19 protein-coding genes, 1 pseudogene and 2 other annotated features (1 of these 22 running past the window's edge) are annotated in these 25,451 nt (G+C 37.6%); of the genes and pseudogenes, 14 read left to right on the top strand and 6 right to left on the bottom strand.

Annotated elements, in window-relative coordinates; genetic code table 11:
• Positions 1-13: 13 nt before the first annotated feature.
• Positions 14-815, bottom strand: a pseudogene (locus tag IGJ63_RS01380) (alpha/beta hydrolase).
• On the bottom strand, positions 790-2,382 hold the full coding sequence (locus IGJ63_RS01385; RefSeq protein ID WP_101731658.1) for a PucR family transcriptional regulator: 1,593 nt from the start codon (positions 2,380-2,382) through the stop codon (positions 790-792). The pseudogene IGJ63_RS01380 and the gene IGJ63_RS01385 overlap by 26 nt, the downstream one beginning before the upstream one ends.
• Before the next feature lie 122 nt (positions 2,383-2,504).
• Here IGJ63_RS01385 and fdrA point away from each other — a divergent pair, with 122 nt between their 5' ends.
• The 8 genes from fdrA (at position 2,505) to IGJ63_RS01425 (ending at position 13,725) form a co-directional block, all read left to right on the top strand.
• On the top strand, positions 2,505-5,516 hold the full coding sequence (gene fdrA, locus IGJ63_RS01390; RefSeq protein WP_002355249.1) for a DUF1116 domain-containing protein: 3,012 nt from the start codon (positions 2,505-2,507) through the stop codon (positions 5,514-5,516).
• Complete coding sequence (locus tag IGJ63_RS01395; protein ID WP_002415952.1) at positions 5,509-6,342, top strand: DUF2877 domain-containing protein; 834 nt, start codon at positions 5,509-5,511, stop codon at positions 6,340-6,342. Before fdrA ends, IGJ63_RS01395 begins: the two co-directional genes overlap by 8 nt.
• A gap of 9 nt (positions 6,343-6,351) precedes the next feature.
• On the top strand, positions 6,352-7,605 hold the full coding sequence (locus tag IGJ63_RS01400; RefSeq protein ID WP_002355251.1) for an MFS transporter: 1,254 nt from the start codon (positions 6,352-6,354) through the stop codon (positions 7,603-7,605).
• Positions 7,606-7,739: 134 nt separating this feature from the next.
• Positions 7,740-8,678 (top strand): carbamate kinase, encoded by a 939-nt coding sequence (gene arcC, locus IGJ63_RS01405; RefSeq protein ID WP_002355252.1) that lies wholly within the window; start codon positions 7,740-7,742, stop codon positions 8,676-8,678.
• Between the two features lie 6 nt (positions 8,679-8,684).
• A complete protein-coding gene (locus IGJ63_RS01410) occupies positions 8,685-9,905 on the top strand; it encodes a dicarboxylate/amino acid:cation symporter (RefSeq protein WP_002361159.1) in 1,221 nt (406 codons plus the stop codon).
• A gap of 89 nt (positions 9,906-9,994) precedes the next feature.
• Positions 9,995-11,056 (top strand): ureidoglycolate dehydrogenase, encoded by a 1,062-nt coding sequence (allD, locus tag IGJ63_RS01415; protein ID WP_002413499.1) that lies wholly within the window; start codon positions 9,995-9,997, stop codon positions 11,054-11,056.
• On the top strand, positions 11,056-12,477 hold the full coding sequence (locus IGJ63_RS01420; protein ID WP_002383665.1) for a hypothetical protein: 1,422 nt from the start codon (positions 11,056-11,058) through the stop codon (positions 12,475-12,477). Before allD ends, IGJ63_RS01420 begins: the two co-directional genes overlap by 1 nt.
• A gap of 24 nt (positions 12,478-12,501) precedes the next feature.
• A complete protein-coding gene (locus tag IGJ63_RS01425) occupies positions 12,502-13,725 on the top strand; it encodes an amidohydrolase family protein (protein ID WP_002383666.1) in 1,224 nt (407 codons plus the stop codon).
• Between the two features lie 139 nt (positions 13,726-13,864).
• Here the strand turns inward: IGJ63_RS01425 and IGJ63_RS01430 are convergent, their stop codons facing one another.
• Positions 13,865-15,376: a helix-turn-helix domain-containing protein gene (locus IGJ63_RS01430; protein ID WP_202254167.1), complete on the bottom strand. Its 1,512-nt coding sequence runs from the start codon at positions 15,374-15,376 to the stop codon at positions 13,865-13,867.
• A 74-nt stretch (positions 15,377-15,450) separates the two neighbouring features.
• Here IGJ63_RS01430 and IGJ63_RS01435 point away from each other — a divergent pair, with 74 nt between their 5' ends.
• Complete coding sequence (locus tag IGJ63_RS01435) at positions 15,451-17,586, top strand: vWA domain-containing protein (RefSeq protein WP_438745823.1); 2,136 nt, start codon at positions 15,451-15,453, stop codon at positions 17,584-17,586.
• Positions 17,587-17,647: 61 nt separating this feature from the next.
• Here the strand turns inward: IGJ63_RS01435 and IGJ63_RS01440 are convergent, their stop codons facing one another.
• Positions 17,648-17,827, bottom strand: a complete 180-nt coding sequence (locus IGJ63_RS01440) for a hypothetical protein (protein ID WP_033591568.1) — start codon at positions 17,825-17,827, stop codon at positions 17,648-17,650.
• Between the two features lie 185 nt (positions 17,828-18,012).
• Here IGJ63_RS01440 and IGJ63_RS01445 point away from each other — a divergent pair, with 185 nt between their 5' ends.
• A complete protein-coding gene (locus IGJ63_RS01445; RefSeq protein ID WP_438745825.1) occupies positions 18,013-19,380 on the top strand; it encodes a PcsB-like coiled-coil domain-containing protein in 1,368 nt (455 codons plus the stop codon).
• 117 nt (positions 19,381-19,497) lie between these two features.
• Positions 19,498-19,727 (top strand) — a binding site (T-box leader).
• Between the two features lie 60 nt (positions 19,728-19,787).
• On the top strand, positions 19,788-20,915 hold the full coding sequence (locus IGJ63_RS01450) for a 5-methyltetrahydropteroyltriglutamate--homocysteine S-methyltransferase (protein ID WP_438745827.1): 1,128 nt from the start codon (positions 19,788-19,790) through the stop codon (positions 20,913-20,915).
• 50 nt (positions 20,916-20,965) lie between these two features.
• Here IGJ63_RS01450 and IGJ63_RS01455 read toward each other — a convergent pair whose 3' ends face one another.
• Both IGJ63_RS01455 and IGJ63_RS01460 read right to left on the bottom strand, forming a co-directional pair.
• Positions 20,966-22,150 carry an AI-2E family transporter gene (locus IGJ63_RS01455; protein WP_438745829.1) on the bottom strand — a complete coding sequence of 395 codons (1,185 nt, stop codon included), beginning with the start codon at positions 22,148-22,150 and terminating at the stop codon, positions 20,966-20,968.
• A gap of 15 nt (positions 22,151-22,165) precedes the next feature.
• Entirely contained in the window at positions 22,166-22,681 is a 516-nt protein-coding gene (locus IGJ63_RS01460; protein WP_002381189.1) for an HdeD family acid-resistance protein, read from the bottom strand.
• A 192-nt stretch (positions 22,682-22,873) separates the two neighbouring features.
• Here IGJ63_RS01460 and IGJ63_RS01465 point away from each other — a divergent pair, with 192 nt between their 5' ends.
• From IGJ63_RS01465 to pcp, 3 genes are read left to right on the top strand one after another with little or no spacing between them, the layout of a single operon-like run.
• Complete coding sequence (locus IGJ63_RS01465) at positions 22,874-23,560, top strand: DUF969 domain-containing protein (protein ID WP_002355265.1); 687 nt, start codon at positions 22,874-22,876, stop codon at positions 23,558-23,560.
• The gene (locus tag IGJ63_RS01470) at positions 23,557-24,501 is read left to right on the top strand and encodes a DUF979 domain-containing protein (protein ID WP_438745831.1); all 945 of its coding nucleotides are present in this window, start codon (positions 23,557-23,559) and stop codon (positions 24,499-24,501) included. Before IGJ63_RS01465 ends, IGJ63_RS01470 begins: the two co-directional genes overlap by 4 nt.
• A gap of 15 nt (positions 24,502-24,516) precedes the next feature.
• Positions 24,517-25,158, top strand: coding sequence for a pyroglutamyl-peptidase I (gene pcp, locus IGJ63_RS01475; protein WP_002355269.1), 642 nt, complete (start codon positions 24,517-24,519; stop codon positions 25,156-25,158).
• Positions 25,159-25,294: 136 nt separating this feature from the next.
• Positions 25,295-25,451 (top strand) — a binding site (T-box leader) (it continues 19 nt past the right edge of the window).

Consider the following 25,451-nt stretch of genomic DNA (forward strand, 5'->3'; position numbering starts at 1 on the left):
TTTTTTGTTATGCTTATCGTTCCTTCAACCAGCTATCCAATTGCTCAAACAAAGCGATGACCGAAGGATCTTTGGTTTGTTTTAAAAAATCATGTTCTAAATAGTAAACCGCTTTAAAGGTACTCTCAGGAATGGTCCGTCCGATTTTTTTGCTATAGCGGAACGGCACTTCTTCGTCTGAGCTACTAGCTGTACTGAAACAAGGTGGAAACGTTTTTAATGTTTCGTCTGACAGTGCGTAAGCAGACCAGTCCTCATTTTCTGGTAATCCGTAAAAGTGCGGCAATAGCCCTTGCTGAATACTGTAATGATACAGCAGATAGCGAGAAAGAAAAGGATCATCCCAAACAGGCTTTGTTTGGTCAATGGTAGCTATTTCTTTAGCGGAAATGGCTTGCTTTAATAATTTTCGTGGCTCTTTAATAAATTCTAAATCTGTATAGCCGTAAAAATTGTGGCGTCAAATTTAGTGTTTGTAATTGTTTGGTTAACTGTAACATTAAATAACCGCCAGCGGAACGTCCGCACAAACCAAATGGCTGATTTTGAATAATCTCTTCGTTTAGCAATTGGAAGGTTTCTGTTAGCGTCCCTAAGATGTGATCGATTTTTGTATTTGGAGCCAACAAATAGTCCAGCGCTAAAACGGTATAGCCATTGCTTGTAAACAGCTCCTTCAGTTCTTCTGGTAAATCACTTTTGGTTCCATAAATCATCCCGCCACCATGTAAATAGACGACATAGTTCGTTGATTCAGTCGTAGTGGGGTAGATAGTAACTGTTGCGCCATTAGCGAGTGTTTGATTGTTTTTCAAGTGCACGTCTCCTCATCTTTATAATGTATGTGGCAATTTCATAATTTAACAATTGCAAGGGATTGGCTAAGTCAATATCAAGAAGTTGTTCCACTTTGTTTAAACGATAACGAATCGTTTTTGAATGAAGGAACATCGCTTCAGAGGTCTGTTTATAGTTGCGATTATTTTGGAAAAAACTGTACAAGGTTTCAAACAAATCGTAGTTATTTTCGGCTAATTGATAAAGTGCGCGAGGAATTAATTCGTCTAAATTTTCCAATTGGTCTTCGCGGATAAAATTTTTAAATACCCCGATATCGGCTAAGGTGACAATTGGTCCGTTATAAAAAGTTTCATTAAAGCGCAGAATGTCCAGACATTCAATCAGTAGCTCTTTAATCCCTTCTCGTGATTTTAAACTGCTGACGGCAACGGTAAGCGTGTCGTTTTCTTCTAAAAGTTCAGCTAATAAACGACTTAATTGCAGCTTTGTAATTTTTCCATCACTTTCATTGAAGTTAAAAAGGACCGCCGAATAATTTAGCTGATCGAAGAAGATGGATTTCACACGCAGGGTACGAAGTAAGGCAATAATTCGCTCTTTCATGAGTTGTGTATTGGTGTCTTTGGTAGAAAAAGCAATCGCTTGGTAAGAATCTAGCTCTTGCATTTGCACTTCACGAAGCAAACTGTTTAGCTCGTCAGGATTTTGCGGTGTATTTTGTAAAATAGCATCCGCTAAGTTGTTCAAACGAGTATACCGTTCTTTTTTTAACAAATTTTCGGTATTGAATTTTTCTTGTAAGACATCAATCGCATTTTCGATAATCACTAAATCCGTTTCTTTAACCTTTTCATCTTGTAAATAAACCAGAAGTAAACAATTAGTGGAATAACTATTGAAAATAGAAACTTCTAGTGCCAACTGTTTTTTGGGGTTGGCATGAGAATAAAGTGTTAAAAGAGAGTAATCATTTTTAGTGAATTCACTGTTTTTTAGTTTTTCTCTTGAGAGCACAATCGCATCATGGGGTAAGTCACCATCGCTAATTTCCAGATGTTTATCCAACATTTTTAAAGCGAAGGGTAATTTAATGATGTCATAAAATTCTTGCGTAATCGTCTCAACCGTTGGGTATTGGCGCTCTAATTTGGTGAAACGTTGGCGCACATCGTAATACGTACGTAAGACATGCGACTGATAATTCAACAAAGGCTCGTAAATCGTAAATAGAATTTTTTCATAGCTAATGTCTTGTGTGATTTTAATTAAAGGAATTTCATAATTGAAACATAATTCGATAAACCACTCTGGAATCATTTTAATGAATCGATCTGTTTTCAAAATTAAGCCGCTGATGCCAATTCGGCGCATCTTTACGAAAAAATTTTCCAACTCTTTTTCGGGTAGATCATGCAATGCGTAGAAAGAAGTCAAAATTAACTGATTCTTTCTACTCCAGTTCTCGATATCAATCGCTTCTAAGACCATTGCCGAATCAACTTCATTGTCTAAACCAATCTCTTTCGTCAAAATTTTACCTTTTTTTAAGTCACCTATCGATAATAACTCTCTTAATTTCATCGTTTTCTCCTTTTTTCCTCTTATGGATAAAAATTATACCATTTTTTTAGAATTATGTCCGATGAAAACACTTTCTCGTTTCGATACAATAGCATTGTAAGGAATAGATAGGAGGATGAACAATGTTACACACAGTAATTTTGAAAAACAATTACCAAGACTCCATCAACTTAATGTTATTGACCAATAAAATCAATGCATTAGATGGTGTAACCATGAGTCAAATCATGATGGGAACAGATGCCAACAAAGACATCCTTAACAACACGAACTTGTTAACGGATGAGGCCAATAGTGCATCTGCAAACGACATGATGATTGTGGTTGACAGTGAAAAAGAAAACATCATGGAAGAAGTTATGCCAGCGATTGATGAATTCTTAGATGATTTATCAGCAAAGGGAACTAGTGAAGAAGCACAAGCAGCAACTTCTTGGTCAGAAGCGTTTGATCTTTTACCAGAGGCGAATGTAGCGCTATTCAGTATTCCTGGTGAATATGGTGCGCCAGAAATGGAACGTGCCTTAAAAAATGATTTACACGTGTTCTCTTTCACGGATAACGTGTCAATTGAAGATGAAGTACGTTTGAAAAAATTAGCGCATGAAAAAGGCTTACTAATGATGGGCCCTGACTGTGGAACTGGTATTATCTCAAGTATTCCAATCGCCTTTACAAATGTTGTTTCTCCAGGAAACATTGGCGTTGTTGGTGCTTCAGGAACAGGGATTCAAGAAGTTACAACGATTATTGACCGCTTAGGTGGCGGAGTTGTTCACGCCATTGGTACTGGTGGTCGTGACTTAAGCGACAAAGTAGGCGCTATCACTGTGAAAGATGCTATTGTGGCCTTAGAAAATCACGAACCAACCGATGTGATTACAGTCATCTCTAAACCACCTGCAAAAGAAGTTCGTGATGAAGTGGTTGAATTATTACAAAGTATTTCAAAACCAGTCGTTGCGATTTTCTTAGGAGAAAAACCAACAAGTCACGAAGGCAAAGTTTATCTAGCTCATACATTAGAAGAAACAGCTAAAATTGCTGTTGATTTAGCAAATGATGTGGCCGTGAAGAAAAATTACTTTGAAGCATTAGCAAAACCAGCTGTACCAACATTACCAGAAGATAAAGTTGTAAAAGGCTTATATTCAGGTGGTACATTAGCTTCTGAAGCAGGTATGTTAATTTCTGAAGCTTTAGACCTTGGCGGTTTAGTGAAAGCAGAAGGTTATGTCTTGAAATCTCACGGTTATGAAGTCATTGACTTAGGCGATGATATGTATACACAAGGTCGTCCCCACCCAATGATTGACCCAGATGTTCGTATCGAAAAAATTCGTGAATACGCACAAGATGAAAAAACTGGGATTATCTTATTCGATGTGGTGTTAGGCTACGGTGCTCATGAAGACATGGTTGGTGCATTGTTACCAGCAATTGAAGAAGCGCGTGCCACAGCCAAAGAAGCCGGACGTGATCTTTACTTTGTTGCAACTGTTTGTGGGACGACGAAAGATCCGCAAAATTACCAATCGTCGGTTGATCGTTTGAAAGAAGGCGGCGTTTTAGTTGCAGAAAGCAATGCTAAAGCTGTTCAATTAGCTTTATTGTTAAAAGGAATCGAAATTTCAGAAGACGATAAAGAAGTGGTTGCTTACAACGGACCAACTGTCGATGTACCAAAACCAGGCGAAAAAGTAATGGAACTATTAACAACCAAACCAAGAATCATTAACGTTGGGTTACAAAGCTTTACAGAATCAATCGTTGATTACGGTGGCGAAACTGTTCAATTTAACTGGCGTCCGCGTGCCAACGGCAATAAAAAAATGATTAAAATTTTGGATGCTTTGGAAGATTACAGTGAACAAATCGAAGCTGAAAATCACAAAGTAACAGACAAAATTAAAAATGCACAACCATTCTTAGTAGATGTGGTACCTGCAAAATCAGTGATTCCAGAATTAAATGATGACGCACAAAAAACATTACTTCATGCTGGACCACCAATCCAATGGTCTGAAATGACTGGACCAATGAAAGGTGCTTGTATCGGTGCAGCATTATTCGAACGTTGGGCAGACAACGAAGAAGATGCTTTGAAGATTTTTGAAGCTGGCGAAGTACGTTTCATTCCTTGTCACCATGTAAAAGCAGTTGGACCAATGGGCGGTATTACTTCTGGTAATATGCCAGTCTTTGTTGTAGAAAATCGCTTAGAAGGTAACGAAGCATACTGTATCTTGAATGAAGGTATCGGTAAAGTATTGCGTTTTGGTGCTTATTCACAAGAAGTGGTTGATCGTTTAGATTGGATTAAAGATGTTTTAGGACCAACTATTGCGAAAGCTTTGAAACTTTCTGAAGAAGGCTTGAACTTAAACGTATTGATTGCGCGCTCTATTACAATGGGTGACGAGTTCCACCAAAGAAATATTGCCGCATCTTTGAACTTCTTAAAAGAATTGTCTCCATTAATTATCAAAACAGATATTCCAGAAGATCAAAAATACGAAGTAATCAAATTCTTAGCTGACACAGATCAATTCTTCTTAAATGTCATGATGGCAACTGGAAAAGCAATTGTTGATGGTGCCCGTAAAGATACCAACGGAACGATTGTCACAACGATGACTCGTAACGGCGTGAACTTTGGGGTCCGGATTGCAGAAACAGGCGATCAATGGCATACCGCACCAGTAAATACACCAAAAGGTCTTTACTTCACTGGTTTCAGCGAAGAAGACGGAAATCCTGATGTCGGGGATAGTGCAATTACTGAAACAGTAGGCGTTGGAGCAATGGCTATGGTAGCTGCACCTGGCGTAACACGGTTTGTTGGTGCAGGTGGCTTTGAAGATGCGTTAGCAACCTCAAATGAAATGGCAAAAATCTGTGAAGGACACAACCCAACATTTTCAATTCCAACTTGGGATTTCCAAGGAACTTGTTTAGGAATTGATATCCGTAAAGTGGTGGAATTAGGAATTACACCAATCATCAATACAGGGATTGCACATAAAAATGCCGGTGTTGGTCAAATTGGTGCAGGGACAGTTAGAGCACCTCTAGGCTGTTTTGAAAAAGCCCTAGAAGCGTATGCTGAGAAACTAGGCATTACGGTTGAATAACCAACTAGTCATTAGTGACTACATTTTTCCTATCCACCAATATGGCAAGATGGGAACCATTCACAGTGTTTTTGAACGTTCATTTAATCTGAAAGTCCAGGATCAATTAATCAATGTTGCGAACTTCCATAATTATTTATCAAGCTTTGGTATGTTTTTGCCAGATCAATTGTTTCAAGAAATCTTTCCGTATGTACAACAAGGTAATAAAGTCAAAATCACAGAAAATCAGTTGACCTTTTACAGTACAGTCGGCGTGAAAACGATCCAACTCACACCTGCTGAGGTCGTTTCTTTAAACATTACTCATTTCAAGTTAGAAAAAGACCAATTACGCTTGTTGCAAGACCGCTTATTAGCGAGAAACTTAGAACGTAGAATTGGCCTGCCTTTAGACGAACGAGCAAAGCATATTTTCAAAAAAATGAGCCAAAAACAAAAAGTTTGGACACTATCGGAATGGCAAGAAGTAACGAATTATCTGATTGGTCGGGGCAAAGGGTTAACCCCGAGTGGTGATGACATTTTAGTAGCGTATCAAACAATTCTGTTCATACTTGCTGATGAAAGAGCTGCGGCGTTAGCCGCTACTCTTTCGGCAGCAAATTTATCCACAACAGATGTTAGTAAAGGCTATATTGCAAGCTCGGCTAAAGGATATGTAAATTCATTGTTGTATCAGTTACTCTTGGATTTGGAGAACCATCGGGATAATAGAGTTGACGAAAATATTGACAGAATTATACAAATCGGACATTCCTCTGGTAAAGATATGTCATTTGGAATGTTACTAGCTTTACAATCTGTAGAGTTAGATGAGAAGTGAGGAGAAGACATGGAGAATAGTAAAAAAAATCAAGCAGTGCAAGTGAGCAATAGTTACTGGATTAAAGTCGTAGCCATTTTCTTCGTAGGCTGGATTTTAATGTACGCAACACGAACTATTTTTAATCCAGTGATGGGGGTCATTGGAGAACAATTTGGTCTAAGTAACACACAACTTGGTTTAGCCAATAGTATCTTCTTTCTAACCTATGCTGTTGCACAGATTCCTTTTGGGATGATTGGCGATAAAATTGGGCGGAAATTAGTCATTGCTGTTGGGTTTATCGTTCTTGCTATTTCTACTTATTTTAGTGGATTAGCGACAACCTTTGTTATGTTTTTAGTCATTCGTGCAATTGCTGGTATTGGTCAAGGAGCTTACTATGGCCCGCAATATGCGTTATCGACAGAAGCGATTCCAGCAAGTAAACGGACCATCGGTAATGCCATCATCAATAGTGGGATGGCCTTCGGTACATCAGGTGGGTACTTACTTTCAAGTAAGTTGGTTTTAGAAAATGGTGAACATTGGAGCAAACCATTCTTTATCATGGCGATTCCAACGTTTATCGTAGGAATTCTTTTCTATACAATTTTGAAAGAAAAAGTGATTCGTCCTGGCGAAGAAGCCGCACGAGCAGCTGCTGAAGAAGGACCGCAAGAAAAGATCTCATTAAAAGAAATTTTCTCAAATCGTAATTTATTAGCCGCATTTATTTTATGTTTCACAAGTATTTATGCAAACTTTGTTATTATTACTTGGTTGCCACAATTTTTAATTGCTGAACGTGGCTTTACAGGAGCGAGCGTTGGTTTTATTTCATCACTTGTACCATGGGCCTCTATTCCAGGCGCCTTAATCTTCGCTCGTTTGAATGATAAAACAGGTGCGACGAAAAAATTAGTCTTTACATTAGTACCTTTAGCAATCCTATCTGTCTTTGCGATTGCTTTTGTAACAAATCGGACATTGTTAATTTCTGTTTTAATTCTTTATGGGTTAACAGGGAAATTAGCGTTAGATCCAATTATGGTGACTTTTGTTACCAAACATGCACCAAAAGCGGCCTTAGGAACAACGTTAAGTGCCTATAATTTTATCGGGATGTCAGGGTCAATCCTAGCACCGTATGTCACAGGATATTTAGCAGATACAGCAGGCTCAATGCAAGTTGGCTTCTATCTTTCTTGTGTACTATTAGTTATTGGTTTACTAGCTTTTGCTTTCTTAGCTAAAGATGAAAGTAAACCGAAATTAGGTTAATTATCCCTTCGATAATGACTGAAACAATCAAAATGAGCAAGACAAAATCTTTCATTTCGTAAACAAATTATTTCTTATCCGTCGATACTGAAAAGATTTTGTCTTTGCTTTACTAAAAAGGAGCGAATCAATCAATGAGTTTAAACGTAATTGCCCTAGGTGGGAATGCTATTTTAGATACGGATCCAACAGATGAAGGCCAAAAAGCCGTCGTTAATCACGCGGCCAAATATATTGCAGAATTTGTTGCCAAAGGGGAACAAGTCATTGTCTGTCACGGAAACGGACCACAAGTAGGGAATTTGCTTTTACAACAAAAAGCAGGCGAAAGTGAAAAAAATCCAGCGTTGAAATTGGATACTTGTGTTGCGATGACACAAGGAAGCATCGGTTACTGGTTACAAAATGCTTTAACTAATGAGTTTGAAAAACGTAACATTGCTAAACCAGTTATCTCTGTAGTTACGCAAGTGCGTGTGGACAAAGAAGATCCTTCGTTTAAAAAACCATCAAAACCAATTGGTCCATTCTATACAAAAGAAGAAGCTGACGCGGAAGCAGCCAAAGATGGCTCTACGTATGTGGAAGATGCTGGCCGTGGCTATCGAAAAGTTGTTCCATCACCAATGCCTAAAGAAATTGTTGAAAAAGAGGCGGTTCGTGCTTTAGTAGAGGCGGACGTTTTAACTATCTGTTCTGGTGGCGGGGGCATTCCTGTCGTAGCAGAAGACGGACAATACGTAGGTGTGGAAGCGGTTAACGACAAAGATTTCTCTGCACGTGTTTTAGCTGAAAACGTTGATGCAGACCGTTTGATTATTTTGACAGGCGTTGATAACATCTACATTAATTACAATCAACCAGATCAAAAAGCATTAGAACAAATCAGTGTAGCCGAAGCAGAAGAATACATTAAAGAAGGTCACTTTGCTGCTGGTAGTATGCTACCAAAAATCGAAGCTGCCTTAGACTTCGTAAAAGGTGATGACAAACGGAAAGCAATCATTACTTCTATCGAAAACTTAGAAAACATCGATAAAGAAGCAGGAACTGTGATCAGTCAAAAGGGGTAGTTTACCATGAAAAAACCGTCCATGATCACCCAAATTGCAATTGCTGTTGTCGTAGGAATCCTCGTAGGACTCTTGATTCCTGCTAGCGGCAATTACTTGAAAATAGTTGGAGATGTCTTTTTGCGACTGATGCAAATGGCTATTCCTATCTTGATCTTAGGGCAAATTGTCCAAGCAGTTGGCAGTATTAATCCAAAAGAATTAACGAGCCTTGGGGGTAGAACAATCGCTGTTTTCGGGATTTCCTCCTTAGCTGCCGCTTTATGGGGCGTACTAATGGCAGTCATTTTTAATCCAGGATACGGTGTTAAAATGACTGGCTTCCAAGATGCTTCTATTAAAGCGCAAGAAATCTCAATCACTGATACGATTTTAAATTTCGTTCCGAAAAATATTTTTGATTCACTGACTCAAGGATCGATTATTCAAATTATTGTCTTTGCATTATTTTTTGGTTTAGCACTGAATAAATACTTACAAAGCCATCCAGAGACACAACTCTTCCAAATAATTGTGGACTTTAATGAAGTTATCATTACAGTCATTCGATACGTCATGTATCTAGCACCTCTGGGGATTTTTGCTTTAATTGCTTCAACAATTAGTCACTTAGGCCTTCAAATTATTTTACCGTTAGTGAAGTATCTATTGGTCTATGGATTAGGAACTATTTTATTTTTGGGCATCTGGATTTTGGTTATCACATTGTACTGTAAAGTAAGTCCACTACGTTTAATTACAAACATGAAAAATATGTCTGTGATGGCCTTGGCGACAACTTCTTCAGCAATTACTTTACCAGTAGCTTTGGAAGAAACAGAAACAAAATTAGGTTTAAGTAAGCGAATTACTAACTTAGTGTTGCCGTTAGGTATGTCGTTAAACAGTAACGGTTCAGCGATGCATATGGCTTTTACTGTAATGACTATCGCTCAGATGTATCAGCTAGAGTTTGATATTACGAAAATGATTTACTTAGCAATTACAGCAACGTTTGTCTCACTAGCAAACGCAGTTGTTCCCGGTGCGGGCTTAGTCTCACTGGCAGTGATTGTTCCGCAAATGGGTTTACCCATTGAGAGTATTGCAATTTTTGCAGGCGTCGAATGGTTTGTTGGCATGTTACGAACAATTTTAAATGTCAATTCAGATGTTTACTCTGCTATTCTAGTTGCAAAATCAGTGGATGAAATTGACTATACTGTCTTTAACAGTAGCAATAAGTAGTGAAAAAAGGGGAGGAAATGCAAGGACGAAGAAGAAAATCACTTGTTTTCTTTCCCTTTTTTAAGATTAATGATAAAGGAGCAAGCGCAATGGAAGAAATGGTTGTCGTTACACCGGAAAAATTAGAAAAGCTGATGAAGCAAAAATTAGAAGCTGCTGGTTTACATTCTGAACATGCCGAAGAAGTTGCTCGACATTTAACTTTTGCAGATGCTAGCGGTATTCATTCACACGGGGCGGTTCGTATGGATTATTATGCGGAACGGATTGCAAAAGGCGGGATCACGATTGACCCCGAATTATCATTTGAAAAAACTGGACCGTCCACTGCCATTTTTCATGGCGATAATGGCGTGGGTCAATTTGTTTGTAACGAAGCATTAGCTGCTGCAGTTGACCTAGCCAAAGAATCAGGGTTAGCATATGTTGGCGTTTCTCAAACGAGTCATAGTGGGACGTTATCGTATTATGTTAAAAAAGCAGCGGAACAAGGCATGGTTGCTCTTTCGATGTGTCAATCTGATCCAATGGTGGTACCGTTTGGTGGTACAAGCAATTATTTTGGGACAAATCCAATCGCTTTTGCAGCACCTAGAGCAGGTCATGAACCAGTCGTGTTTGATATGGCTACGACAGTACAGGCGTGGGGGAAAATTTTAGATGCACGTTCAAGAGATGTTGAAATTCCCGACACGTGGGCAGTAGACGAAAAAGGCCAGCCAACGACTGATCCTTATGAAGTACGAGGTTTATTGCCGATTTCAGGACCAAAAGGATATGGACTAATGATGATGGTCGATGTCTTAGCTGGTTCGTTGTTAGGCTTACCTTTTGGTAAACATGTCAGTTCCATGTATGCGGATTTAACGGAGAAACGGAATCTGGGTCAGATGTTTTTAGTCATTGATCCAAGCCGCTTTACAGATTCTGAACGATTTAAAGAAAATATTAATCAAATGGTGGAAGAACTTCATAGTGTGCCTACAGCAGAAGGGTTTCAACAAGTTTACTATCCAGGAGAAATTGGTCAGCTAAACTATCAAAAAGCCATGTCAGAAGGCATTGAAATTCCACAAAGTATTTATGATTATTTAGTTAGTGAGATTGTACATTACGATAAATATGGCGGGCAAGGTGCCTTTGCCAAATAATGAGGAGCGCAGAGAGTATTCGCTGCTGCGTTGCTCTCGCCTTCTTTCTATTGGAGGAAAGTAAAATGAAAAAATCGTCAAAAGTAGCACTTATTTTTGCATTTTTAGTTAGTATTTTTGTGCCAGTTGCGGCCTTTGCTGATGAGATTGGGGATGTAGTTGCCCCGACAGGAATCATGGCATTAGTTGTGATTATTCCGTTGATTGTTGTTTTGGTTCTATTGTTTATGAAAGTCGATATGATTATTGCTGGTTTAATTGGTGGCGTCTTAGCGATGCTGATTGGTGGCATTGGACTAGAAGAAGCGAATAAACAGATGTTGGAAGCTATCCCGATGATGTTAGGAATTACCGTTCCCATCATTAATTCAGCTGTTGCGATGGCGGTCTTTAAAGCAGGTAGTTATTCAGCTGCATTAACTTTAGCCAAACGAGGCACAAAAGGAAAAGTCGAGTATGTTTCAGCTTTTATTGTTATCTTATTAGCCGCAGCCACATATATGTCAGGAATTGGTGGCGGAAGTGCGATGGTTATTGCGCCATTGGCCTTTGCTGCAGTTGGCGTTGTTCCTGAATTAATTGCAGCAATGTCTTTAGCTGCTGCGGTATCATTTACAACATCACCCGCTTCATTAGAATCAAGTATTGTTTCAAAATTAGGTGATATCAGTGTCGGTTCATATGTTTCAACCATGCGACCTTACTGGTTATTCTTCGTAGCATTAGCGATTGTTTTAGCCTTTTGGGGCACGAAACATAGAAATGTTGGCTTTAAAGAGTCGGCAGATGATGAATTTGATAAAAAGAGCAATGGTGAATTATTTAAAATTACCTTGCCAGCCATTTTCTTATTGTTTGCTGTAATTTTTGGACCAATTGTGAATGATTTAATTGGTTTTGCCTTCTTTACGCCACTTGTATACATGATTTTAACATTAGTTTTAATTTTCTTATGTACAGATTTCTCAATGAACAAATCTGTCGAAGCGATGGTAGATGGGTCTACATATATTTTGACTCGTTTATTCCAAGTAGGGATTTTCTTAGCCTTTATTAATGTTATTGCACAAACAGGAACGTTTGCTGTCATCGCAGGTGTTGCTGAAAATGCACCAGCCTTTATTGTCGTGCCAGTTGCCATTTTAACAGGGATTTTAATTGGGATTCCAGCTGGGGCCTACGTAGGTTCTGTTTTAACTTTAGTGCTACCAGTTGCTGTATCGTTGAACTTCCCGCCGTTAGCATTAGGTTTTGTAGCAATGGGTGTTGGTTTAGGTAGTCAAATGAGTTTCGTTAATATTACTATGCAAGCTTTATCTTCAGGCTTCCAAATTCCAATTTTGGATGTAGTTAAAGGAAACGTGAAATGGTTAAGTATTGCCTCTGTACTATTATTAGTTATCGGTTTAATCTTTGGATAAAAAACAATTTAGGGAGTGGAAAACATGGATTTATTAATTAAACAAGTTCGTCTTCAAGACGGTGAAGCATTACAAGATGTAGCTATTAAAGAAGGAAAAATCATTGAAATCGCCCCAGTTATTACTGGCGATGCCAAAGAAGTCATCGAAGCAGATGGTCGTGTTTTAATCCCAGGTTTTGTAGAAAGCCATTTACATTTGGACAAGGCATTAATCGCTGATCGTAAACCAAATAAATCAGGTACGTTGAAAGAAGCAATTGAAGTAACCGCAGAATTAAAACCAACATTTACCGAAGAAGACATTTATGACCGTGCTAAGCGTGCCTTAGAAATGTTAATCGTTCATGGAACCACGGCGTTAAGAACGCATGCAGAATTTGACCCAGCGCAAGGTTTTACTGGCTTCAAAACAATTATGCGTTTGAAAGAAGAATACAAAGAGTTAATTGACATGCAAGTAGTTGCGTTTCCGCAAGAAGGAATTTTTAAAGCCCCTGGAACAGAACAAATGATGTATGAAGCAATGGATATGGGCGCAGACGTTGTCGGCGGTATTCCTTATAATGATGCACCAGCGAAAGAACATATTGATTTAGTGTTTGAAATTGCTAAAAAATATGATAAAGATGTAGATTTACACCAAGATTTTGCCGATGAAGCTGATGATATGAGTATTGAATATTTATGTGAAAAAACCATCGCTGAAGGCTACCAAGGCCGTGTTTCAGTGGGCCACTTAACGGCATTGCATGCCTTACCTGAAGCAGAATTGGCGCCTATTATTGCAAAAATGGCGGAAGCAAATATTAGCGTGATGGCGTTACCAGCAACGGATTTACATTTAGGAGCTCGCGGTGATCAGTACAATGTTCGACGTGCGGTTACGCCAATCCGTAAATTACGCGATGGTGGCGTGAATATCTGTATTGCTACAAATAATATTCGCAATGCTTTTACACCATATGGCACAGGGGATATTGTTCAAACAGCGATGCTAGCCATTCCTGTTGGGCACCTAGGTGGAGCGGATGACTTAAAAACAGTGCTACCAATGGTAACAACAAGTCCTGCTCGTGCGATGGGACTAGAAGGATACGGTGTCGCAGTTGGGAATAAAGCAGATTTAGTCTTATTAGACACAAAAGTGGTTGAACATGCGATTATTGATATTCCAGAACGGTTATATGTTATTAAAAACGGCCGTGTTACAGTCAAGACAGACAAAAAAGTCGAAATCATTCGTTAAGAAAAAAATCAAAAAGCTCAAAAGGTTAGTTTGCGCAACTAACTTTTTGAGCTTTTTTTGATAAAGGTGAAGATGTGTTTGATTGATCCTGTTTTAGTTATTTTTTTGTTCCTCGAGTTCTATTTATAACAGAATTAAATCATTTCTTTGCTACCAACCGATCTAATTGTTCTTGAATCGCTAGTAAGTCAGGTAAAGAAACTTGCGCATTAATTAATAAAAATGGTGCAGCTTGTTTTACTTGCAGCAAAGGCGTAGTGCTTAAATAAAGGTCGTACCTATCTTCTTCAGACAATTGATTAATTGCAAGGTGATAGAAACTTGCAAACGTTTCACGAATTCGTTGAATGATAATCGCTTCAATCGGTGTAGGTAAGTCTGTTTCTATTTTTATGTGAATTGTTTGATTGAAAGCTGTTGGAGCAGTAATTAACGTGTAGGCCATCGATAATTGAAGGCCTAAGCCAGTTTGTTTAGCTGGGTTCGAAACATAGATGTCTTGCTCGGCGACTATCTTTTGTGCATGCTCAAATAAATGAGCAAAATTTTGTAATAAATACTTCTTAATATTGTAGCCAGTAAGTGTAAAATCCATTTGTTCAAATAACTCTACGAAAAGAAGACCAGCCACTAATTGTTTTGTGAATAAGCCCCTGTTTTTTGTCGTTTCAAAGGCATGAGGGTTTTCTGTTTCAAGGGAGTGAAGAATCTTTTTAATAAAAGAATTCGTCTCTGAAAATGGTTGGTTAGGTTCGATTAAATCTATAAAATGTTTGTTCGAGAGTTGTACTGTTGTATTTGTTAATAGAAATAAAAAAATCAGCTGGCTTTCACTCTTGGGTAACAGAAAGGCGTTCGTTAATTGATTTTCTAAATGTTCTTTTAGTAGATGATGAGTATCAACAAATTGAAGCAGTACTTCTTGATCTTCATCAGATAAAGAAGAAATAGATTCAGAAAGCAGGAAATTTATCTGGAATCCCTTTCGATAACGAATAATATTTACCGCTAAAATATAACAAATAAGTTTCATATTCAATTGATTGGCTGGGAAATAGCCTAAAGCAATCAGCTCTTTCGCAAGGGTTTCACATTTTGTTTGCGAGACGTCAGCAAATGGCCAATCGAGACCAGAAAAAACGCGCCAATAGAAAGCAATCATGAAAAAACGAATGCGTGGTTCAGCACCAACTAAACGAATCTCGCCTTTGGTTCTCTGGATCGAAAAATCAAAGGTTTTTAAAATGGTATCTAACTCAGCAACCTTATGCCGAACAGTTGATTCGGATAAGAATTGGTCCATACTAAATTTTGTTAAATGAACATTGCTTTCAAAGAATAGTTTTTCGAGCAATGTAAAATACGGACTACTTTGCAAAATTTGCTTCGTCAAAATTTTATATTCTTTTTTTGATCCCATGAAACAATAGCCTTTACCTCGCTCGGCAGAGAAAATATGTGAACAATTATTAGCCAATACATAAGGTTTACTAATTAAGGATTCGTAGTATTTATTAATTGAACGTCGATCCATTTGTAACAATTGACTAAGTGTTTCAATACGAATAAAGTTTTTTTTATGGTACAACAAACGCAGTAAATCCAATTCCTTTTTAACTTCTGAGCCGAAAAAAGTGTCTAATATTTCCATTATTCTTCTCCAATTGGTTCGATTCTTTTTGTTAAAATAAGTATAACTTGTTTTTTATTCGATTGTTTAAAAAAATGTACTTAGCAAGTACATTTTTTTGTCTCCTTAAAAGTTATTTCTGTAGTAAGTTACATATATCGCTCAAATTTCATTTGAATGAGAAATTACTTACCACAAAGGAGTTAAAAAAATTGAAAAAAACAACCTTATTTTTATTTATGTTCTTTTTCTTAATGATTATTTTTAGTATAGACGTTTCCGCAGAAACATACAATTTTAACTATAAAAATGACGAACAAGGTCATTATTTAACGAACGGAATTAGTGAGGGAAATACATACAATTATGATTATGGTCATGCCCCTGAAGCGACATTTGACGAAGAAAAATATGTGAATTATGGAGATGAAGCTTATTTGAAGAAAAGCGTGGCGGCTGTAACAGGCCAGCAAGGGCTTTTTAATGTGACTTTAGATGTAAAAGGAAATCAAACAGAAAGCCCCATTGATCTAGTGTTAGTGATTGACTATTCTTCATCAATGAAAGGTGAAAAATTAAACAACGCTTTGAAAGGCTTGCAACAATTCGGCGAAGAACTTTCAGATTCATTAACAGATGGTCATGTTCGAATTGGTATTGTTGCCTATAATCGACTAACTTACTCCACCGCGGATTTTTCTACAGACATGAATGACTTAGAAGACTTTTTAAGAAATACAGCCGAACCACATTCAGGTACATTTATGCAAAAAGGCTTGCTAGAAGGGCAACGTTTATTGGCTGAAAAAAGTCGTCCAAATGCAAAAAAGATGTTGGTTCATATTGGTGATGGGAGTGCAAATGCTAGTTTTTTACCTAGAGAAAATGCTCAAATCTATCCCAATAATGGTGAAATTATCGATTACAACGGTTACCATACATCGTCCTACATGGAAGAGTTTCAAACAGAATCCAATCAGTACTATACAAGTAACAGTGCTTCTACTGATGCTAACGCTATCCAAACAAACAGTACAACAGTGACAGATAATACGTTAGGAACCATTGTTTCTCTAAAAAAATCAGGAGATACTTATTATTCAATTGCAGCTAATCCTTCGTTAAGAGGAGAGTATATTAGTAGGAATATAGCTTCTGATCCTAAAAATTATTTGATTATTGATGAAAATTTATCTGGCTTGGGCACTGCGCTGAAAGAATTAGCTGGGAGTATCAATAATACTATCCATGAGGGGCTCATTATCGATCCGATGGGAGAAAATATTCTTTTACAAGGTGCTGGGAATTTCACAGAAGATAACTACCAACTAAAAGGTTGGCGAAAAATACCAACGGGTGAATGGTTAGAGGCTAGTGACTTATTGACTGATGTCGTAGTTACAGAAGAAAATCAAGTGCTCCATATTTCTACTATTTCATTAGGAAAGAACGAACGTTTAACATTAACTTATCAGATTAGATTGAACACAGAAACAAATGATTTTAAAGGAGATACATGGTTTTTATGTAATGATCGTACTACGTTACAGCCAACTCCAGAAGAAGAAGCAGTTGATTTTCCGATTCCAGCAATTAAAGCACCTACTGTACAATTAAAATTGATTAAGAACTGGGAAAATATTGCAGAAAAAGAAATTCCAGAAGCAATTCAATATCAAGTAACTCGAAAAGCGACAACAGAAGAAGCTGCTTGGTCTACTTCAGAAGTCATGCAACTAACCAAAAAAGAAGGCTATCAAAAGCTGATTAATCAAGTAACGGTTAATGGCGCAGAAGTAGTATTACCAAAGTTTAATAACAGGGGTGAAGACTTTATATATCAGATAGAAGAAGTGAACGTGCCATCTGAATTTGACAGTATAATGACAAAGACAAAGGATGAATTTATCCTTACCAATCGTCGTAAAGAAGTTGTTTCCAGCACAACAGATACAAGTACGAATGAGTCTTTAAGTTCTGAGACTGCTACGACAAATTCGAGTGCTGAAAAACCAATTGTTGTAGAAACTACCAAAGCAACTTCAGAACTCAAGGATAATAATTTCTTAGCAGAGACGAACACAACAGCAAAAAAAATAACGAAGGCTACACCCAATGACACACATTTACCAAAAACAAACGAAACCCAGAAATTTCAAAGAGTATTCTTACTATTAGGTGGTTTATTGGTAGGTTTATCTGGATTCTATTTACTTAAGCAGAGAAACTAAAATAATTCTTTAAATAAAGCAATAAAAGGCGGCTCAACGAAGCGGCCTTTTTCTTGATTCATTACCAAAATATAACGAATTTTGTAACAAAAACGTTTGATAAAAAGAAGGAAAAATGATTAATTTTACGAAAAAAAGCATATATCGACAAAAAAGAAGCAAAATTTGAATAAAAAAAGAAAAAATATGAAAAAAAATCGAAGAATTGTTTAACAATTGAAAACACGTGAAAACCAGTCATGACAAGGTGTAAAAACCTTACAAAAGGTAAGTTTACCTATTATGAAGAAAGAAGGAATGATCTGAAATGTTTTTGTAACATTTCTATTGCTTAATTGAAATATGGGTGTGGTAGAATGTTTTTGTCGTAAGAAAAGATTAAGATATTTTAAATAAACTTTAGAAATTAATTCGGAGGAATGACAAGTGAAGAAACGTCTATTTGCATCAGTATTACTATGTTCATTAACGCTATCAGCAATTGCTACCCCAAGCATCGCTTTGGCGGACAATGTTGATAAAAAAATTGAAGAAAAAAATCAAGAAATTTCATCATTAAAAGCAAAACAAGGGGATTTAGCTTCACAAGTATCTTCTTTAGAAGCAGAAGTATCTTCAGTATTTGATGAAAGCATGGCTTTACGTGAACAAAAGCAAACACTAAAAGCAAAATCAGAACAATTACAACAAGAAATTACAAACTTGAATCAACGTATTGAAAAACGTAACGAAGCAATCAAAAATCAAGCACGCGATGTTCAAGTTAATGGACAAAGCACAACAATGCTAGATGCAGTTTTAGATGCGGACTCAGTTGCAGACGCAATCAGCCGTGTTCAAGCTGTTTCAACAATCGTAAATGCCAACAACGACTTAATGCAACAACAAAAAGAAGACAAACAAGCTGTTGTTGATAAAAAAGCTGAAAACGAGAAAAAAGTGAAACAACTTGAAGCAACAGAAGCTGAATTAGAAACAAAACGTCAAGATTTACTTTCTAAACAATCTGAATTAAACGTAATGAAAGCTTCATTAGCATTAGAACAATCATCTGCTGAAAGTTCTAAAGCTGGCTTAGAAAAACAAAAAGCAGCTGCTGAAGCAGAGCAAGCACGTTTAGCTGCTGAACAAAAAGCTGCAGCTGAAAAAGCCAAACAAGCTGCTGCAAAACCAGCTAAAGCTGAAGTGAAAGCAGAAGCACCAGTTGCCTCTTCATCAACAACAGAAGCACAAGCACCAGCAAGCTCAAGCTCAGCAACTGAATCAAGCACGCAACAAACAACTGAAACAACTACACCAAGTACAGATAATAGTGCAACAGAAAATACTGGCTCTTCTTCATCAGAACAACCAGTACAACCTACAACACCAAGTGATAATGGAAATAATGGTGGCCAAACTGGTGGTGGAACAGTTACACCAGAACCTACACCAGAACCAGAGAAACCAACACCACCAACACCTTCTGCTGATCCAACAATCAATGCATTGAACGTTCTACGTCAATCATTAGGTTTACGTCCAGTAGTATGGGATGCAGGTTTAGCAGCTTCTGCAACTGCTCGTGCAGCACAAGTTGAAGCAGGTGGTATCCCAAATGATCACTGGTCTCGCGGAGATGAAGTTATCGCAATTATGTGGGCTCCAGGTAACTCAGTAATCATGGCGTGGTACAATGAAACAAACATGGTAACAGCTTCAGGTAGCGGTCACCGTGATTGGGAAATTAACCCAGGTATTACACGTGTCGGTTTTGGTTACTCAGGTAGCACAATTGTAGGACACTCTGCCTAATCAGCAATGATAAAAATAGACGTAAGCAGCTTCTGGAAAGAAGCTGCTTTTTTCGTTACTATTTCATCCATCTCCGTTGACAAATTTGCTAAACGTGGTATTCTAATTATAATCTAATAATTTCCGTTGAATAGGAAAGTAAATGCAAGACAGCTGGTAGAGAGACTTTGGTTGGTGAAAAAAGTTAGATGTCTGTATCGAAAAATGGCCTAGGAGGAATTTTTGTCGAAACGTAGGCAAAAACGTAATGTCTTTCGTTAACAAGACCGCTGATTATGATTGTCAGTTGAAGGGAAAGAGTCATCTTTCCGAAAAAAGGTGGTACCGCGATAATAATCGCCCTTTTACTAGTTACGGCTAGTAAAAGGGCGTTTTTTTATAAATAAAAATAGGAAAGAGTGAGGCAAATGAGTAGTCAGATTCCTTTTACAGTTGATCATGTGGGAAGTTTTTTACGTCCAGAAACAATTAAGAAAGCACGGAAAAAGGTCCAAGCAGGTGCTTTATCTCAAGCAGAGCTACGTCTTATTGAAGATGAAGAAATCAAAGCATTAGTAGCAAAACAAAAAGCTGGCGGCTTACGGGGAATCACAGATGGTGAATTTCGTCGCGGTTTTTGGCATATTGATTTCTTAAAAGGATTAAATGGCGTGACAGGCTATATTCCAGAAACGGGGTATAACCAAACCTTTCATGGAAAAGTAGCTCCGGCCTATAATATCCGCGTAGTGGATCAAATATCTTTTCCTGCGCAACATCCATTTTTAGAGGACTTTTCATTTTTAAAAGAGGTGGTGGAAGTTGGTGATGGCACGGTAGCCAAAGCAACGATCCCTAGTCCAACCATGATTTTACGTCAAGAAATTTTATCCAACGACGGCACCTCGCGCATTCAAACAATTTATCCAGAGATTGGTGCTTTTTATAAGGATTTAGCACAAACATATAAAGATGCAATTGCGGCCTTTTACGAGAAAGGTTGCCGCTATTTGCAATTTGATGATACAAATTGGGCGTTTCTAGCGGATCAGACAAAACAAGAAGAATTACGAGCGAAAGGAATACAGCCAGAAGAAATTGCACAAGTGTGTACCACGATTATTAATGAAGCCTTAGCTGGCAAGCCAGAAGATTTAACTGTAACCACACACATTTGCCGTGGGAACCATGCTTCGTCTTGGTTATTTTCAGGTGGTTATGAACCGATAGCAAAAGAATTATTTGCTACGAATTATGATGGTTTCTTCTTGGAATATGACTCAGATCGTGCAGGGGACTTTTCACCATTAAGACATTGGCAAAATAATGGCAGCAAAGTCGTTTTAGGTTTAGTTACTTCTAAGTTTCCTGAATTAGAGGACACTGAACAAGTGAAAGCGCGAATTCAAGAAGCCCAACAGTTTGTTCCTTTAGAAAACTTAAGTATTAGTCCGCAATGTGGTTTTGCTTCGACGGAAGAAGGAAATCGTTTGACGGAGGAAGAACAATGGCGCAAAGTTCAATTACTTCAAGAAATTGCTAGAGAAGTATGGTAAAAAACTGGGACATAAGTCTAAACGGCTTATGTCCCAGTTTTTTCATTGTATTATTTTAAATATTGATCTTTAGTAAAATTCGTGTGTTCATACTCGCCGTTGTCACCATAAAAGCGGTTATAGCGTTGTTTGAATTTTCGGAATAAATAAATGACTGTCACTTTAACTAGGCAATACATTGGAATCCCAAAAATAACGCCCATTAAACCAAACAGTTCACCCATAACTAACAAGACAAGTAAAATAGTAATCGGATGGACTTTTAATTTATCGCCCATCACACGAGGAATAACAAAATCTCCATGAATCAATTGGATGGCAAACCAGACGATAACGAATTTTACTACCATAAATGTGGAATCCTGAAAGGCAATAATCAATCCAGGAATAAAGGCAATAAATGGCCCGATATAAGGAATAATACATAAAATACCCGCAGCTAAAGCTAAAATGCTACCAAATTGTAAACCAATTAATAGAAAAGCTGGCCAATACATAATCCCTAAAACCAAGGAAGCAATGACTTGACCTTTTAGATAATCGCCAATTTGAATGTTGGCAATTTGGCTATATTCATCAAAATCAGGACGAAAAGCTGGGGGAATGATGCCTTTTACAAAGCGATAAAACTTTTCTTTGTCTTTTAAAAGGAAAAAGGCGATGATAGGTCCTGTAAACAAGGTTAGGAAAGTAGAAGAGACTGCAGAAAAGACGCTTCCCAGACCTTGTGCGCCTGTTTGTAGGTAACCCCCTGCAAAGTCTTTAAAGGAGTTTGCAAGTTTGCCCCAGAGCTGATTAATCGACTCATTAGCGGATTCTAAATCTTTTGCAAAAGGTGTTTTAGCCATAAATTCTTGTACTGTTTGGAGCGTGCTTTTCCAAAAACTTGGGAATTGTTTGATTAATTCTTCCGTTTGGTCTTGGATAATTGGGAAAAGTTGCAGTCCAGCTAACACTAGTAATGCAATAATTAAGACATAGAGAATCGCAATCGCCCAAACACGGGGAATTTTTTTCTCAAGGCGTTTCACCATTGGATTAAGCAAATAAAATAGAATAATACCAAAAAGTACCGGGCCTAAGACGGCACTAAAAATAACAAAAATTGGTTTAAAGATAAATGAAACAGTGTTGAATAAAAAGATAGTTACAGCAATTAGACAAAGGATAGTTAATGTGTAAAGTAAATTTTTCCCACCTAAAAAGCGGATCCACTTGGTACTTTCTTTATCCATAAGTTGCTCCTTTCGTTAAGCTTTATTTCTAAAATGACCAATAATTTCAATGACACCCATGAAAATCAGGATAAATCCAAAGACTTGCATCAAAACTAAGAGACTTTTGAAGGGGTTGAAAACTAAAACAGCTCCAGCGATTAAAACCAGAATACTGTAGATAAGCGCGCCTGTTTGACGAGTATTTAAAGCAAAAGTCAATTGAACGAGGCCGTTTATAACAATGCTAATCCCTAATAAAAACGGCAGAATCGAAACGATCACTGGTGCAAAAAATAAAAAGGCTACTGCTAAGACGACAAAGATTAAACCTGTTACGAAACCAAGTCCCCAGCTACCCGTTTGTTTTTTTATTTTGTAGTCATCATAAATATTAATTAACCCTAAAAGCATCAAATAACCAGCAATTAAATAACCGACGAACTGGAAGAAAGCACCGGGATTAAAGACAATGGCACTTCCGATAACGATAAAGACGGCGTCGCGCAATAGGGTATGGCGCCGAAAATTTTCTCTAAAAGTTTGGAACATAAAAATCCTCCTCAATGTTATTGTTTCTTTTATTCTAGCGGAAAAAAGAAAAAAGTGCGAGTGGTAGCTCTAAAAAGTGTTGGAAACTGTGTCTTTAGAAAAAATAACATTAAAAATTAAAAAAGTCTTACAAATGAGCGAAAATTGGCATATAATGGAAAGTGAAATTTTATTTTAAGAAGGAGAGATTTGATGGATTTATTACCTTTATTAGGCGTATTGATCGTCATTGTCGGCTTCGCATTGAAATTTGATGCTATCTTGATTGTGATGGTTGCTTTAATAGTGACGGCTTTTACTGGCGGGCTTGGTTTGACATCAATGCTAGAAACACTAGGAACAACCTTTGTGAATAATCGAGGCATGGCTATCTTTATTATTATTATGTTAGCAACAGGAACGTTAGAGAGAAATGGCTTGAAAGAGTCAGCGGCTACGTTGATTAAACGATTCAAAAAGGTATCTGCTGGTGTGATTATTGACATTTATGGTGTCTTTCGGATTATCTTCGCCGCTTTTAACGTAAGTTTCGGTGGGGTAGCAGGTTTTGTGCGTCCGATTATTTTGCCAATGGCGTTAGGAACAATTGAATCAAAAAATTTACCAATGGTGCCAGAGTATGAAGAAGAACTAAAAGGGATGGCTTCAGCCATGGAAAATATCTGTTGGTTCTTTGGTCAAGTTCTGTTTGTTGGTGGGGCTGGGGCATTGCTTGTTCAATCAACATTGAAAGATTTAGGCTATGAAGTGACATTAGGTAAATTGGCTTTAGTGGAAGTACCAGTCGCCTTAGTTGCCTTAATTTCGGCAAGTATTTACTTTACTTTAAAAGAAAAAAGATTACGTAAAAAATATTATGGACAGGAGGGACTGAAATGAGTTTTTTCACAGATCCAAGTATTGATTTGAGTGCAAAGTTATTGGAAGTCCTTTATATTTTTATGGGTATTATCTTGTTATATACAAGTTTTCGTAGTTTTCGTGATAAAACCAATCAACATGCGTATGGGACTAGTTTATTCTGGGGGATTTTAGGGATCTTAATCGGTTTTGGTCGGTTTATTCCACCAGTTGCCTGTGGCGTACTTATTTTTGTGATGACAATTCCGGCAATTCTTCAAAAAGTGACAAAAGGAGAAAGTCGCTTACCTTCGAAAGAATACATGGAAAAAATGTCTCAAAAATTAGGAATGAAGATTTTTATTCCCGCACTAAGTATCGGGGTTTTTGCAATTCTTTTTGCCACATTGACTACTTTAGGGGCTTTAGTCGGTGTCGGTGTTGGTGTCTTTGTAGCGATTTTCATCATGATGTTCTTTTCTAAAAATAATACGCTGAAAGTATTTTTTGATGATGCGGCGGAAATGTTAGAGACAGTCGGTCCGCTTAGTACGTTGCCAATGCTATTAGCTTGTTTAGGTGCTGTTTTTACTAGCGCTGGTGTTGGTGAGATTATTTCAAAAGGAGTTAGTGCCGTAGTACCAGCAGGAAATGTCAATGTAGGGATTATTATTTATGCTGTGGGAATGGTTATTTTTACGGCTATCATGGGCAATGCCTTTGCAGCAATAACCGTGATGACAGTCGGAATTGGTGTGCCGTTTGTCTTTTCTTTAGGTGCAGATCCCGCATTAGTTGGGATGGTTGCCTTAACATGTGGTTTTTGTGGTACACTGTTAACACCGATGGCTGCGAACTTTAATATCGTACCTGTAGCCATGTTGGAAATGAAAGATAAGTACGGCGTCATTAAAAATCAATTGCCGATTGCACTTTTCATGTTAATTTTCCAAATTGTTTATATGATTCTATTCAAATAAGAAAGGATGATCGAAATGAAAGTTGTCGTTACTGGCTTTGATCCATTTGGAGGAGAAGCAATCAATCCTGCCTTTGAAGCAGTCAAAAAATTACCTGCTGAAATTGCAGGAGCTGAAATTATTAAAGTGGAGGTGCCAACTGTTTTTGGCACTAGTGGTGAAAAAGTGGCTGAAGCAATTGAAACCCATCAACCAGATATGGTGATTTGTGTTGGACAAGCAGGCGGCCGTCAAACAGTCACTGTTGAAAAAGTAGCGATTAATTTAGCGGAAGCGCGTATCCCGGATAATGCAGGTCAACAACCAAGCGATGTGCCGTTGGTTGAAGATGGAGCAACAGCCTATTTTACAAATTTACCGATTAAAGCGATGGTAAAAAATTGTCATGACCATCAATTACCTGCAGCGATTTCTTATACAGCAGGAACCTTTGTATGTAATGATATTATGTATCACTTACTACACTTAATTAACACTAAATATCCAACTATTCGTGGCGGATTTATTCATGTTCCGTTCCTACCAGAACAAACAATTGATAAACCAACGTTTGCTTCTATGTCATTAGAAGCAATCACAGATTCTTTGTTCTATATGATTGAAGCAGCGGTAAAAACGCAAGAAGATATTCAACTACAAGGTGGCACAACCCACTAATTAACAGGCGCTTTCGTGAGAACGGAGGCGCTTTTCTATTTTTACAAAAAGAAAAAGTAATTTTTGTTGGCGTGTGAAAAAATTTTTTATACTATTTTCGTTGACAAGTCGGTTTCTTCTTGGTATATTGAGATTCATAAATTATTAGCCCAGTAGGAAATAGATGTTTTGTTCAGAAAGTCGATGGTTGCTGCGAATCGATCAAGTCTATTTGTGAATTACACTAATAAGTAGTAACAATTACATAATATATAAGCGAGAAGCAAGTAAGCTTCTAATTAAGGTGGTACCGC

It is taken from the genome of Enterococcus sp. DIV1375a, assembly GCF_051712205.1.
Taxonomy (GTDB): domain Bacteria; phylum Bacillota; class Bacilli; order Lactobacillales; family Enterococcaceae; genus Enterococcus; species Enterococcus faecalis.